This window comes from Nostoc sp. 'Lobaria pulmonaria (5183) cyanobiont' (assembly GCF_002949795.1).
GTDB lineage: Bacteria > Cyanobacteriota > Cyanobacteriia > Cyanobacteriales > Nostocaceae > Nostoc.
This window is the reverse complement of sequence record NZ_CP026692.1, coordinates 6,498,195-6,512,083: the sequence shown is the minus strand read 5'-3', so window position 1 is coordinate 6,512,083 and position 13,889 is coordinate 6,498,195. Positions and strand designations below refer to the sequence as shown.

The following is a 13,889-nucleotide window of genomic DNA, read 5'->3' as shown; positions in this document are numbered from 1 at the left end:
TAGTGCATCTTTTACTTAGAAAATATAAAGGGAGAAAAATATGTTATTACATCAAGAATGTCAACAACCTTTAGTCAGCGTTGTTATCCCCACTTATAATCGACCAGACTATCTCAAGCAAGCGATCGCAAGTGCTATAAAACAAACTTATCAAAATATTGAAATTATTATTTCTGATAATTGTAGTTCAGAAAATCCCCAAGCAATTGTTGCATCTTTTGGTGATTCACGCATCCAATTTTGGCAGCATCAGCAAAATATGGGTATGTTAGCTAATCAGCAGTATGGCTTTAAAATGGCGCAAGGTAAATATGTTGCTAGTCTCCATGACGATGATATTTGGAATGAAGACTTTTTAGCAAAGCTTGTACCACCATTAGAAGCAAATTCTGATTTAATTCTCGCTTTTTGTGACCAATATATTATAGATGCTAATAGCATAATTAATCATGCTGGTACCGAAGAAAACACACGCGGTTACAAGCGAGACAAACTAGCAAAAGGAATTTATCAACCTTTTTCCAAAATTGGGTTGATAGATAAAAGTATACCTACTGCTGCATCTTGCGTGATTCGGAATAATTTGGTGGATTGGTATAGTATTCCCTCAGAAGTTGGTGGGATGTGGGATTTATATTTAACCTATCTATTCTGTATATCTGGTTATGGCGCTTACTATTGTCCAGAAAGATTGACGCGATATCGTGCCCATGAGCAAACTGATACTATGCTCAGTGGGAGTCGAGATGTGCAAGCAAAAATTCGCAAAGCTAAAAGCGAAATGTTTTGTTATCAAGTATTTATGGAAGACCCTCGTTTACAGGAATTTAGAACTCATTTTCAACAGAAATGGTTAGAAGCTAATACTACTTTAGGAATTGGTTTGCTACGAAGCGAACAGATAGCCGCAGCACGTCCTTATTTTTTGCAGGCGCTGAATCAACAAAAATTTAATGTGCGAACTATGGCAGCACTTAGTCTTAGTTTTACTCCGCGATTTTTAGCAAGTAAGTTAATCGGAGTATCGAAATAATCAGGCAATCATATCTGAGTTGTGGTTCTAGTTTTTTTTACGAACCGCAAAGTACGCAAAGAGCGCAAAGAGAATAGAAGAAGATTATTTAAAGTTTTTATTAGCGTCTCTGTGTGAGCTTGTTAAGGAAGATAGTGGATGAAACTTTGTATTGTTACTCATAAAATCAAAAAAGGTGATGGTCAAGGGCGGGTAAACTATGAAGTTGCAAATGAAGCAATTCGTCGCGGTCATCACTTGACATTATTAGCTAGTGAAGTCGCACCAGAACTAGAAAATAATAGCCAAGTTAATTGGATTAAAATTCTAGTCAAAGGCTATCCTACAGAATTTGTACGTAATTTAATATTTGCCCAAAAAAGTGCAGATTGGTTACGTAAATATCGCTCTGACATTGATTTAGTTAAAGTCAATGGAGCAATTAATCTGGCTGCGGCTGATGTGAATGCTGTACATTTTGTCCACAGTTCATGGTTGCGATCGCCTGTTCATATTTCTCGCAACCGCCGCGATTTATATGGTTTTTATCAATGGCTGTTTACGGCGTTTAATGCCCGTTGGGAAAAACAGGCTTTCCAAAAGGCGCAGGTTGTGGTGGCTGTATCTGAAAAAGTAGCTCAAGAATTAGTCAACATTGGTGTACCGCGTTCTCGAATTCGGGTAATTGTCAATGGCGTTGACTTAGAAGAGTTTACCCCTGGCCAAAGCGACCGCCAAAAATTAGGTTTACCGCAGAATGTCACCCTAGCCTTGTTTGCTGGAGATATCCGCACACCCAGAAAGAATTTAGATACAGTACTACACGCCTTGGTGAAAGTACCCGATTTACATTTGGCGGTGGTAGGTCATATCGAAGGTAGTCCCTTCCCTCAATTAGCGGCATCCTTGGGGTTAAGCGAACGCGTGCATTTTGTCGGATTTCGCCGTGATATCCCCGAAATTATGCGGTCAGTAGATTTATTTATTTTTCCTTCCCGATATGAAGCTTGTAGCCTCGTATTGTTAGAAGCACTTTCTTCAGGACTACCAGTAATTACTGCCACAGCTACGGGGGGTGCAGAGTTAGTGACACCAGAATGTGGCATTGTCTTACCCGACTCAAATGATATTGATGCTTTGGCTGTGGCGATGATGTCCTTGGTAAGTGTAGATATGCTAATGCAGCAAATGAGTCAAGCTGCTCGTTCTGTGGCAGAACAACACAGCTGGACTGCTATGGCACAAACTTATGTGGATCTATTCGAGGAGTTAAGCAAGAATGCGGAACACCGTTCTGATACCGACTTATCGCCGTCCACAAGACCTCTCACGCTGCCTTTTGGCGCTACAGGAGCAAACTAAACCAGTCGATCAGGTGATAGTGGTTGTCCGCGATACGGATGCAGAAACGTGGCAATTTCTGGCGCAATACACAGCGCACAACTTGCCACTGCATACCGTGAAAGTGACACAACCAGGGGTAGTAGCAGCCCTCAACGCCGGACTAGCAGTAGTGGAGGGCGATATTGTTTCTATTACTGATGATGATGCCGCACCCCACCCGGATTGGTTAGAGCGGATTGCAGCTTGCTTTACCTGCGATAGTCGCCTCGGCGGACTAGGAGGGCGTGATTGGATATACCACGGCAGCAAATTAGAAGACGAATCCCGCCCAGTAGTGGGACAGTTGCAGTGGTTTGGGCGAGTGATTGGCAACCATCACCTGGGAGTGGGAGAACCCCGCGAAGTCGATATTCTCAAGGGCGTGAACATGAGTTTTCGTACCCAAGCAATCGGACAACTGCGCTTTGACGAGCGGATGCGCGGTACTGGAGCGCAGGTACACTTTGAAATGGCATTCACTCTGGCATTAAAGCGGGCTGGTTGGAAGATAATTTACGATCCTTACGTTGCTGTAGATCATTATCCAGCACAACGTTTTGACGAAGATCAGCGAAATAACTTTAATGAAATTGCCTTTATTAATTTAGTCCATAATGAAACCTTAGTTTTACTAGAGCATTTACCATTTATCCGCCGAATTATATTTTTGTTCTGGGCAGTATTTGTGGGTACATGCGATAGTTTGGGCTTACTACAATGGCTGAGATTTTTACCTAGCCAAGGGCAGTTGGCGGGGAAAAAGTTATTAGCATCTTGGCGTGGGCGTTGGCAAGGATATAAAGAATTCCTAATTCGTAATTGAAGAACTAAATTGTGAATTACTTTGAATTTGCAAAATTGATTTATGTGTACATCTAAAATTGAATGAATTCTAAGCAGATACTTTTCAATAGTTTTTTACAAGAAAACTATTCTCCCGAAGAGCGATCGCTACAGGGTTGGATGGCGATCGCAGGCTTTATATTACTAACTGTAGTTTGCTATTTTGCTGGTGCTACTGCCGCATTACGCCTAATTTTTCCGGTGACAGCTTTAGTAGTAGCCGTATTTTTATACTTGCGGCATCCCATTCTCTACATTGGCTTTACCTGGTGGATTTGGTTTCTCACACCCTTAGCTACTCGCTTAGTTGACTATCGGGTGGGCTGGGATGCTAGCCGTCAAATGCTTATAGCACCCTACTTGGTGGTGTTTATTACTATAGCAACATTTTTGCGACACTTTCCCCGCGCCTCTCGTCAAGGGGGTTTACCGTTTGTTTTGGCTTTTATCGGAGTGTTCTATGGCTTTCTCATCGGTCTAATTTACAATCCACCTATTCCTGTAGCGCGCGGATTGATGGATTGGCTCAGTCCTGTTATTTTCGCTTTTCACTTATTTATAAACTGGCGAGATTATCCCAGCTATCGCCAGAATATTCAGCGAACATTTCTCTGGTGTGTGTTGATTTTAGGAACTTATGGCGTATATCAATTTGTCGTAGCTCCTGAATGGGATAGGTACTGGCTCATACAATCAAAATTATTCATGAGTTCTGGAAACCCTGTACCTTTCGGGATGCGCGTCTGGAGTACATTACACTCAGTCGGCCCTTTTGGTTCTGTTATGCAGGCTGGGTTACTATTGCTATTTACAGGTTCAGGAAACTTAATTTTTCCGGCTTCAGCTGTTGGTTACTTATCTTTTCTATTAACACAAGCACGTACTAATTGGGGAGGCTGGTTATTTGGAATAATTATGATTATGGGTTCAGTCAGAGCCAAAATTCAAATGCGCTTAATTACCATAATTGTGGTCATGGCTATTTGTGTTGTGCCATTGACAACTATCGAACCAATTGCTGGGGTGGTAGCAGCACGTTTTGAAACTTTTTCTAATATTCAAGAAGATGGCAGCTTTAAAGATAGATCAGGAACTTACGACAGAAATCTTGGTTTAGCCCTTTCTAATGGTCTAGGTAACGGCTTAGGAAATATTTGGAAGGTCAACGAAAAAACTGGTCAAATTGAAGTCGTGGTAATTGATAGTGGCATTCTAGATATGTTTTTCACCCTTGGTTGGTTTGGAGGCATATTTTATATGGGTGGATTAATCTTTTTAATTATTACTGTTAGCAGCTATGGTGAAGGTCGTTTCGATAGTTTTGTCAGTGCTGCCCGCGCCATTGGGATCAGTTCTGCTTCACAGTTAGTTATCGGTAGCGGGATGTTGAGCGTGTCAGGGATGATTCTTTGGGGATTTTTAGCTATGGCTATGGCAGGACACAAATACTATAGCAATCCTCAGATGCTCTCCAACATTCCTAACTTTTCTAATAAATCAAGGATCTCATAAATATTACAACTTAAATAGGACTTTTATAGATTATGAAAGCAATTATTGTCATGCCACTGGCCGAACAACGAGGCGGTGGTGAAATGATGCTTTGGGATTTGGTGCACCAGGGACGTAATGCTGGTGTTGAGTGGCTGGTGATATTTTTAGAATCCGGCCCGATGGTTGAACAAGTAAAGTCTCTAGGTATTGATGCGCGAGTTGTGGAAAGTGGACGTTTACGCCAAATCCACCGTTTTATTGGCGCTGTTTTGCGGATAGCTGCGATCGCTCGCCGCGAACGTGCAGATATAATTGTCAATTGGATGTGGATTACGCATATATCTGGAGGTTTAGCGGCAATGTTGGCGGGGTTGCCTGCTGTGTGGTATCAACTAGAAGTGCCTAGTGATAAAACTTGGTTGGTACGAATTGCAACTTTCATCCCAGCGCGGGCAATTATTACCCTCTCGCAAGATGGTAAGCAAGCACAGGCAGAGATTTGGCCCCACAGACCAACACCTTTGGTTTATCCTGGTGTCGCATTAGACCGATTTGAGCCTAATGCTTTACCAACTCCAGAAGAAGCACGGCGAAAACTAGGCATACCTTTACACGGGCCGTTGATTGGAATTGTGGGACGATTGCAACGATGGAAGGGAATGCACGTATTGGTGCAAGCGATGCCCAAAATTTTACAGAAGTATCCCGATGCCCATTGTGTGGTAGTTGGCGGTAAGCACGATTTAGAACCGGATTATGAGGACTTCTTAAAAGCCGAAATCACCGCTTTGGGCTTGAAAGAGCAGATAATTATGGCTGGACTACAGCGTAATATCCCGGAATGGGTGCAGGCAATGGATGTATTTGTTCATGCATCAGATAAAGAACCTTTTGGGATTGTGATTATTGAGGCAATGGCGCTGGGTAAACCTGTAATTGCTGGCAGTGCAGGCGGCCCGACAGAGATTATTACCGATGGCATGAATGGATTATTAACACCTTACGGCGATGCGGATAAATTAGCGATCGCAATTCTCCGTTATCTTGACGAGCAAGAATTTGCCCAGAGTGCGGGAGTCGCTGCTAGACAACGCGCCCTCGATTTCTCAACGCAGAATTATGCCCAAAATTTTATTAATGCAATTCGTTCTGCAATACCGAGTGTTTCATCGGCTGAATGAAACAGTAAACTTCTTACAAAAGCCAATGTTATGAAAATAAAACTACGAATTTACATAGATAATTAATCGATGTAAATCTGTGGTTAAAAATAATAAATTAGATTTAAAGGAATTAATTAATGTTGATTGATAGCCGGAAATTGCCGATAGATGAAGTTATTAATACCGAAGTTTGTCTAGTTGGTGGTGGCCCAGCAGGAATTACACTTGCACGAGAATTAATTGGGCAAAATTTTCGAGTCTGCTTACTAGAAAGTGGTGATTTGGAATTTAATCAAGAAACTGCATCTCTTGGTGAGGGTGAAACGGTTGGAGATCCTTTTCCACCACTGCAAGATATGCGTCATCGTCAATTTGGTGGATTGGCTAATGTCTGGAATATTGAAATTAATAAAAATCAAGTTGGTCTGAGGCACGTACCGTTAGACGCAATAGATTTTGAAAAACGAGATTGGGTGCCCTACAGTGGCTGGCCTTTTAGTAAATCTCACCTGAATCCATTTTATGAGCGTGCTCAAGTAGTCTGTAAACTCGGTTCTTTTGCTTATGAAGCTGAGGCTTGGGAAAATACTCAATCTCCTCGGACACATTTCACAAGTGACCGAGTTACTACCAATATGTTTCAGTTTGGCCCCCGTGATATTTTCATCAATGAATATCGCCACCAAATCAATCAATCTCCTAATATCAGCACATTCCTAAACGCCAACGTGGTAGAAATTGAGGCAGATGAAACAGCCCAGACGGTGAAACGCGTGCAAGTAGCTTGTTTATCTGGTCATAAATTTTGGGTAGCTGCAAAAGTATTTATTTTAGCCGCAGGTGGTATTGAAAACGCACGTTTATTATTATTGTCAAATCGAATTCAAAAGAATGGATTAGGCAATCAACATGATTTAGTGGGTAGGTTCTTTATGGATCATCCTTTTATTCGTTGTGGTATGCTTATCCCCCCAAATCGCAAAATCTTTAATTCGATGGCTTTGTATGACTTACGCCGCGTGAATAATGTCACAGTCATGGGAAAATTTGCCCTAACAGAACAAGTTATGCGCCGCGATAAATTACTAAATATGACCGCGTTGTTATATCCCAGAGATGAAAGGTTTAGATCGGCAGCAAAGGCTTCTGCAAAAATTTTGTTGTCTTCAGTTCGACAAAGACAGTTACCTAAAAATATTTTTCAGCATTTGCAAAATGTGATTACGAATATTGATGATTTAGTAGCTGATTGGTATAAGTATAATATTAAAAAAGAATATTTGTTCCCTGATTTGAGTCATGGAGGATGGTCTTACCATGAAGGTAATGAACAGAAATATACAAAGTTTGAAGTTCTCAGCCAAACTGAACAAACCCCAAATCCAAATAATCGGGTGACACTCAGTAATCAACTAGATAAGCTTGGCTGTCCCCAAGCAAAATTAATTAATCATTGGAGCGAAATAGATATTTGCAGTGTGAAGCGATCGCAGGTAGTATTTGCAGAAGAGTTTGCTAGTGCAAATCTAGGTGAGTTGCAGATTGAATTAGATGGAGATCGTCCGGTTGCTTCGCTGAGTACCCATCACAATATGGGAACAACGCGTATGCATCATGACCCAAAACAGGGAGTAGTAGATGCAAATTGTCAAGTTCACGGCATCTCTAATTTATTCATGGCAGGTAGCTCTGTTTTCCCTACAGGAGGCTATGCAAATCCTACGCTCACTATTGTTGCCTTGGCAATTCGACTGGCAGACCATGTGAAAGCACAATTGTGTCACTAAATATAAATTTGCATAAAATCGTCACGTTTTAAAAGTAGCGATCGCCTGAGCTTTTCTTAGTGCCATTCAGTGCGAAAACTTACTTGTCTTTTACCGAATGTTGCACCAGCCAGCAATGTAAGCCCACCATTAAGAGCGCCAATGGCAGCATCAACATTGGGATGATTTCTAAATTTGCCCAACTTGCAATCCAGCCTGCTCCAGTGGGTATAATCGCTGCCCCCAAACTGGCGGCACTAGTGGCAATGCTAACAGCCGCAGGAACATGGGGGTCTGGCAATCGTTGAGGGATTAACCAAATGGTCGCAGGAAAGATAGCTGCCAACCCAAAGCCAATCAACGGTAAGCTAATCCATTGATCTGGTAGTTGCCACCAAGCAAGCAATCCAATGATCACAAGACTGAGCGACATACTGATCGTGCGGACTGCCCCAAGCCATTGCAAGAAATAACCTAAGATGAAACGTCCCAATGTTAATCCCAGCCAGTAGGCACTAACGCTGTAACCAGCAATCAGCGTGGGAGTGTGACGAGCGACGGATTGCACAGTGTATGCCCAGTTGCCGATGCAGGCTTCAGTGCCAACATAAACTAGCAAAAGTAGCCCAGTTAGCAGTACTATCGGAGTTTGGAGCGCTCTGCCCAGATTTTCTAAGGCAGTTGTATTTGATGCCAATACCCGTTGTGTCATTGGTGTGTAGTTGAAGATGATTACGCCCAGCACGCTGACAATTAATAGGCTGACAATCCCAGCTAATACCCCATAAACCTGTCGCCAGTTCATGCCAACTGCTAACAAAGTAGTAGCGATCGCGGGGCCTGAGAGGGCGCCAATACCATAGAAAGCATGGAGCAAACCAATCAGACTGGCACTGCGAGAATTTTGCACAATGTAGGTGTTAATGCCTGCATCAATCAACCCAATGCCCAATCCCAACCCCGATCCAGCCGCAACCATCACAAACCAGGAGGGTGAGATGGCATAGATCGTCAGTGCCATCGTCAGCGCACCCGCAGCAATCAATAGCATTCGGGCTAATCCCAGCCGACTACTCACAAGACTGCTGGTGAATGCTGCCAGAATGTAGCCGCTAATTTGACTGACAAACAGCAGAGTGACGGTTGCTGGAGTCAGATTATAGGTAGACAGAATGGAGGGCAGAAGAACTCCTATTCCTGCTTCAGCGATGCCAATGGCAATAAAGGCATAAAAGGCGATCGCCGAACCTATCCACAGAGGCGGTAGAGTGCGTTGATAGTCTCTCATTGGCTGGAATGCTCCTGGATCAGACAATTTGACTGCTGAAATTTACTCAATTAATCATCCTCAAAAATAACTTTATACTCATCTTTCTGTAGTGATGCACCAATACAAGCTAAATTATTTTATTGGTGTCCACTACGAATTTAGCTATAAAATTCGTTATTAATTGATGTAAGAATCAACCTATCAAACTGACAGGGCAAACGCATCTAAATATTGACGAACCTGAATAAGAGTGAAATACGCCAATACCGCAACTACTAAATCTTCCCTCTTAGAGTATTGCTTGATTCAATTTGAGAAAAAATAGCGATCGCCTGAATCTATAGTTATGTATTTTTCTGCCCTAAACTATTAGTAACCATCTCCAAATATCATTACTATCTTGCCAAAAAGTCTACAAGGATTTGAGAAAAACCCTTGTAAAAACTGGATTGCAAATTTTCGGACAGGCCTATTTATCCTTAATCTTTGAATACTTGAGCTGCTAAGAACGCTAATGCTACTGTACCAGCGATCGCACCCCACTGGAGAAGCGGATTTTTATCTAGCCAGTCGGAAACACTCGGTATAACTAAGTTACCATAATCTCCGTTAACTCTGTCGTCTTCAGGAACAGATTGGTAAAAATTATTTGGTGCATCTTCAGACTTCGGCTCAGAAGAATGGAGTAAATCGAAGCCGACGAGCAGTAACAGTGAATCTACTAATGATGGTGAGACGCGCTGTACCACATCTAATATTTTAGCTACATCCCCAACTAAGAAGTCACGAGTTGGATGTTCGGCTACATAAAGGATAGCATCAGCTACAAGTTTCGGGTCATAGTAAGGTGGTATCCCGGAAGGCTTTACGCCTAATTTCGTCAGACCATTGTTCCAGAAGGGGGTGTTGATCACTGCTGGTTTCACACTCGTGACGCTGATCGGCCATTTTTCATGTTGCAACTCAAGGCGCATGGCTTCGATAAAGCCCTCTACCCCGTGCTTGGCTGCCGAGTAAGCACTTTGGTAGGGGAGCGATCGCCTACCTTCCATTGAAGAGACGTGGATCAGTGCCCCCCGTCCCTCACGCTTCAGATGGGGTAGGGCAGCCATTGCACCATACACTTGTCCCAGGAGATCGACATCAATCACATGCTTAAACTCTTCTGGTGTTGTGTTGTCGAAAGTAGCAAAGATGCCGATAGCAGAGACATGTACCCATGTATCGAGTCGTCCGTAGACTTCTACAGTTTTATCTGCGATCGCTTTAACTTGCTCAAATACTTCCACATCAGCTACGCAAAAAGTTGCCTCGCCGCCAAAGCTGCGAATCTCCTCCACTAAAGACTTTAGCTTTAACTCACTCCGAGCCGAGACTACGACTTTTGCGCCGCGTCTAGCAAACTCAAGAGCTGTGACACGTCCGATACCGCTGGAGGCTCCAACGACAGAAACGACTTGCTGATTGATTGGCTTTAATTGCATAAGTGTTACTTTTTAAAATAAATTAGGAATTGGGAATTGGCTTCGACAGCGTTATAGACTTTAGCTTCAGTAGGTAATTCAGTCACTTTTTTAGTATCAGTTGCTATTAAAAATATTTCTTAATAACTCTACTACTATATATATGTTAATTATTATTACGGTTGCAGTTCTCTGTCTATTGGGGAATCTGAAAGCGCCACAGGAAGTATATGTAAGCATTTTCTAGACTTTTAAGAATTTCGACAAATAAACATCGGGAACTCGATCAACAAATCTTACAAAATCTCATCTGTAGCCGTTTACCAACTTCAAACTCAACTTGCAAAGGCAACTGGATCGCAGCTTAGGTATTCCAATCCGTACTTATGCAGTTCCAATTCCTGGATTACTGGCCCCAATAAAATAAACAGGTGGTTCATCGCGCAAGGGTTAAATTTAAAACCAGGCGCTTCGTTAGGCATAAGTTCTTCTGTCGTGCAACCGCCACCAGGAAGCGATCGCCCTTCCGATATCAGAACGCTGTAACCAGCTTTCAATAGTCAGTCTGCACAAACTAAGCCATTATGACCAGCACCAATAATTACAACGTCATACGATTCCATGACTGCAATGTGGAGATTAAAGTATATTTACTGATATTATAAATTGCTAAAGATATCTAAATCTTTTGTGGATTGGGGGATATTTACGTATCTAAACCTCATCTATGTTGAGAACCGTAGTTTTTGCCCTCACCCTAAATCCCTCTCCCAAGTAGGGAGAGGGACTTCTTTCCGGCTCCCCTTCTCCCAATATTGGGAGAAGGGGCTGGGGGATGAGGGTTTTTCTATTCATACAGAACTACGGTTTTCAACGTGGACGCAGTTTAGCAAGAGTATTTTTATCGCTAATAAGCAGATTTATTTTTTAATTTATTTTTGCTTCTATCTTGTACCCAACCACTAGTACCGATTTGCAGGTTACTCATTCAGTTATATTATTCTCCTGGAAAACACCAAGTCCAAGCGAGTAACAGAGCTTGAAAAGTGAGTTGCAACAAAATCAATGGCTCAGTGTGTGGCAATGCTGCAACTTCTATTTTATTAAATTTGTTTAAGGGAGCCATTGTAATCCCTTATCCTGTAATTTTTGCTCGATATGCTGCATTTCCTGGATAGTTTCTCCAGTAACGATCGCATAAATTTCCGTGTAGATTTTTCCGTATTTGACCTTCTCTAAAGCCGACAGAACGATTAAGTCCTTGCGATCTAGTTCTGGTTTTAAGATCACTAAAATTGAATCCAATGTTCCTTCCATGCGGTAGTCACTGGAATATTTAGCAACTTCCTTTCCCAGTCCTAGTAGGGTATGACGCTGCAAGCACAATGGAGTCGATCCATTAACTCGGAAATTGGCATCGATCGCATAAAGTTGTCCGTCTTGGTCTTCTAGCACATCAAACCCAATTACGCCGAAATAACCATGTTTGTGAGCATACTGACCAATGGCGGCAATCATCTCAAAGAACTTGCTCATGTCAGTGTTGCGGTAGTCAATTAGTCCCCCTAAATAATTACCTTCTGGAGTGACGAGTTGGCTGGTAGTGCCGATGAGGGTTATCTCTCCCGCCTTGTTGACATAGAACTGTACGCAGTAATTCTGCACCTGATTCTTGATGAACTCCGAGACAATAATTCTATCGAGCAACTTAATATCCAGATATTTATTGATTTCTTCAAGACAGTAGGTCAGATCGCTGAGGCTTCTGATGATATAAGTGCCTTCTCCTGAGAGTCCGTGGGACGTTTTAATTAAGTAGGGAAATTGTGGTAACTGAATGTCTTCGAGATTGACTTCGTGCAAATTGTAACTCTCGTATTTTGGACATTGCACCCCCAGTTCGGCTAGGGTTACTTTGCTGAGTAAGTGGTAATGGGTGTCTGAATCAATAGCGTGTTTTTCAGGTTTTAGACGATCAAAGGGAAATAAAGTGATGAGTTTGTCAAAGCGTTCGCTGTGACTGAGGTCATCCAGATAAGTCAAGCGATCCATCATCAACCTATTAGAGTAGCTGAAGTCGAAATGCTCTTGCCAATATGCAAGCAGCGACTTTGGCGGCGGATTAATCGCAATTCCTGGAATGCGATCGCCTAATACAGCTAAGATTTTCCAAGGTTCCTTTTGGCAAATCTTATCAAAGGAGGTTTTGGTGGCTTCACTACTGCCATCTTGGATAAAATATTTTTCCAGGTTGGGATAAACAGCCCAACTGGCAGTTGCAGGGTAATTTAGGATAAACCCATAAGATGCATCTGTGATGTCTTGAGCAAATAGATCGGAAAGAGAACTTCCTTGAAAGTATTGAAAGTTATATTGTGAGTTCATTTAACTTAGTCCTAAATTCTTGTTCATCTGATGAAGCAATAACCATGAAGATGTAGATGTGAAAATATCGCTGTGGTTGAGATATTTAACCGCGAGCTACTCCCAAAATGTCCAATTACAGACGAGCAAATGTTGCATCTTCTTAATAAATATTGGGCGATCGTATTCATATTATGTCTTTTCGGATTACATCTGGGCTATAAATATGAGCTATATAAAAGTTTAACTGTTCTAAATTGTTGTGTTCGTATAAGTTGTAATCACCATTTATCGTTTGTAAGACAGCAGCATATTTTTTTTCTTTTTCATAAAAAAATACTTCGTAATCTGCTTGTTTTATCTTATTAACTTGTCTCCAAGAATTATCAATAGGTGGAAAACTCGATTGACTCAAAACAGGTAAGTTAACCTGCTTTTGGAAATTCTCAGTGAACCATCCCCAAACAGTATGAATTGTCAATACCTGCCTAGAATCAGCAGCATCAACTAGCTCATAATTGGTTTTAGCTTTTGGATACCACAATGATACATACATTCCATCTTGTACCAGAGCATCAATCAGAGGCTTAAAATCTAAATCACTTGTGAGTAAAGTTGCTTCATCCATATTTTTCCGAAAAGAATGCCTGAGCATGTCTACAGCAATCATAATGTCAACCTCCTTTTGCTCTTGCCCTCTTCGCTTATCTCGGAATCGAGCAGTACCCTCATATACATGAAATCTATCCAGTGATTTTAAGTGGTTGAATAACTTAATTTTAGGCTTAATACGATTTTGGTAGTCTACTTCATTTTCTCCTTGTTTTTGAGCAGGTAGACAATCGTAATAGAACACTTTATGATAGCCACTTGCTAACCGATAGTAATCTATTTCAAGCTGTTTTTTATCAAAAAGATTCTCTGAAAAGAATTCTAGTAGTGAATCCAAACAACCGCCATCAATAAATAAATATTTTACATTCTGGGATACAGCACTATTGTATAGAGGCATATTAGGGTTGGATATTTGCGGAATTAATTGAGATTTTTTGTCAAAATTAAAGGTAGAGTATTTGCGCTTTTGCGTGAGATAAAATTCATCCCATCAATCAGCAACACCAACATATTTAG

Annotated in this window: 10 protein-coding genes and 1 pseudogene; 6 read left to right on the top strand and 5 right to left on the bottom strand. The window is 41.6% G+C overall.

All coding sequences use genetic code 11. The features are described from left to right. The first annotated feature begins 40 nt into the window (after positions 1 to 40). The 6 genes from NLP_RS28915 to NLP_RS28890 all read left to right on the top strand — a co-directional run bounded on the left by NLP_RS28915 (position 41) and on the right by NLP_RS28890 (position 7,682). A complete protein-coding gene (locus NLP_RS28915; protein ID WP_104909325.1) occupies positions 41 to 1,033 on the top strand; it encodes a glycosyltransferase family 2 protein in 993 nt (330 codons plus the stop codon). A 138-nt stretch (positions 1,034 to 1,171) separates the two neighbouring features. Next, positions 1,172 to 2,374 (top strand): glycosyltransferase family 4 protein, encoded by a 1,203-nt coding sequence (locus NLP_RS28910; protein WP_104909324.1) that lies wholly within the window; start codon positions 1,172 to 1,174, stop codon positions 2,372 to 2,374. After that, positions 2,292 to 3,218 (top strand): glycosyltransferase family 2 protein, encoded by a 927-nt coding sequence (locus tag NLP_RS28905; protein WP_104909323.1) that lies wholly within the window; start codon positions 2,292 to 2,294, stop codon positions 3,216 to 3,218. Before NLP_RS28910 ends, NLP_RS28905 begins: the two co-directional genes overlap by 83 nt. A 62-nt stretch (positions 3,219 to 3,280) precedes the next feature. Then, the gene (locus NLP_RS28900) at positions 3,281 to 4,750 is read left to right on the top strand and encodes a glucose-6-phosphate isomerase (protein WP_104909322.1); all 1,470 of its coding nucleotides are present in this window, start codon (positions 3,281 to 3,283) and stop codon (positions 4,748 to 4,750) included. A 32-nt stretch (positions 4,751 to 4,782) separates the two neighbouring features. Beyond that, on the top strand, positions 4,783 to 5,913 hold the full coding sequence (locus NLP_RS28895) for a glycosyltransferase family 4 protein (RefSeq protein WP_104909321.1): 1,131 nt from the start codon (positions 4,783 to 4,785) through the stop codon (positions 5,911 to 5,913). A gap of 119 nt (positions 5,914 to 6,032) precedes the next feature. Continuing rightward, positions 6,033 to 7,682, top strand: a complete 1,650-nt coding sequence (locus NLP_RS28890; RefSeq protein WP_104909320.1) for a GMC oxidoreductase — start codon at positions 6,033 to 6,035, stop codon at positions 7,680 to 7,682. A gap of 79 nt (positions 7,683 to 7,761) precedes the next feature. Here NLP_RS28890 and NLP_RS28885 read toward each other — a convergent pair whose 3' ends face one another. From NLP_RS28885 to NLP_RS28865, 5 genes and pseudogenes are all read right to left on the bottom strand, one after another. Next, a complete protein-coding gene (locus NLP_RS28885; protein ID WP_104909319.1) occupies positions 7,762 to 8,949 on the bottom strand; it encodes an MFS transporter in 1,188 nt (395 codons plus the stop codon). 461 nt (positions 8,950 to 9,410) lie between these two features. Beyond that, positions 9,411 to 10,415 (bottom strand): SDR family oxidoreductase, encoded by a 1,005-nt coding sequence (locus tag NLP_RS28880; protein WP_104909318.1) that lies wholly within the window; start codon positions 10,413 to 10,415, stop codon positions 9,411 to 9,413. A 323-nt stretch (positions 10,416 to 10,738) separates the two neighbouring features. After that, positions 10,739 to 11,017: pseudogene (locus tag NLP_RS28875) on the bottom strand (NAD(P)-binding protein); the annotation flags it as partial. A gap of 490 nt (positions 11,018 to 11,507) precedes the next feature. Then, positions 11,508 to 12,779, bottom strand: coding sequence for an ATP-grasp domain-containing protein (locus NLP_RS28870; protein WP_104909317.1), 1,272 nt, complete (start codon positions 12,777 to 12,779; stop codon positions 11,508 to 11,510). Positions 12,780 to 12,945: 166 nt separating this feature from the next. Continuing rightward, positions 12,946 to 13,770, bottom strand: a complete 825-nt coding sequence (locus tag NLP_RS28865; protein WP_104909316.1) for an NYN domain-containing protein — start codon at positions 13,768 to 13,770, stop codon at positions 12,946 to 12,948. Between the last annotated feature and the right edge of the window lie 119 nt (positions 13,771 to 13,889).

Coding starts and splice junctions, on each gene's coding strand:
- NLP_RS28915 (WP_104909325.1), top strand. CDS start 41: ATGTTATTACATCAAGAATGTCAACAACCTTTAGTCAGCGTTGTTATC.
- NLP_RS28910 (WP_104909324.1), top strand. CDS start 1,172: ATGAAACTTTGTATTGTTACTCATAAAATCAAAAAAGGTGATGGTCAA.
- NLP_RS28905 (WP_104909323.1), top strand. CDS start 2,292: ATGCGGAACACCGTTCTGATACCGACTTATCGCCGTCCACAAGACCTC.
- NLP_RS28900 (WP_104909322.1), top strand. CDS start 3,281: ATGAATTCTAAGCAGATACTTTTCAATAGTTTTTTACAAGAAAACTAT.
- NLP_RS28895 (WP_104909321.1), top strand. CDS start 4,783: ATGAAAGCAATTATTGTCATGCCACTGGCCGAACAACGAGGCGGTGGT.
- NLP_RS28890 (WP_104909320.1), top strand. CDS start 6,033: ATGTTGATTGATAGCCGGAAATTGCCGATAGATGAAGTTATTAATACC.
- NLP_RS28885 (WP_104909319.1), bottom strand. CDS start 8,949: ATGAGAGACTATCAACGCACTCTACCGCCTCTGTGGATAGGTTCGGCG.
- NLP_RS28880 (WP_104909318.1), bottom strand. CDS start 10,415: ATGCAATTAAAGCCAATCAATCAGCAAGTCGTTTCTGTCGTTGGAGCC.
- NLP_RS28870 (WP_104909317.1), bottom strand. CDS start 12,779: ATGAACTCACAATATAACTTTCAATACTTTCAAGGAAGTTCTCTTTCC.
- NLP_RS28865 (WP_104909316.1), bottom strand. CDS start 13,770: ATGCCTCTATACAATAGTGCTGTATCCCAGAATGTAAAATATTTATTT.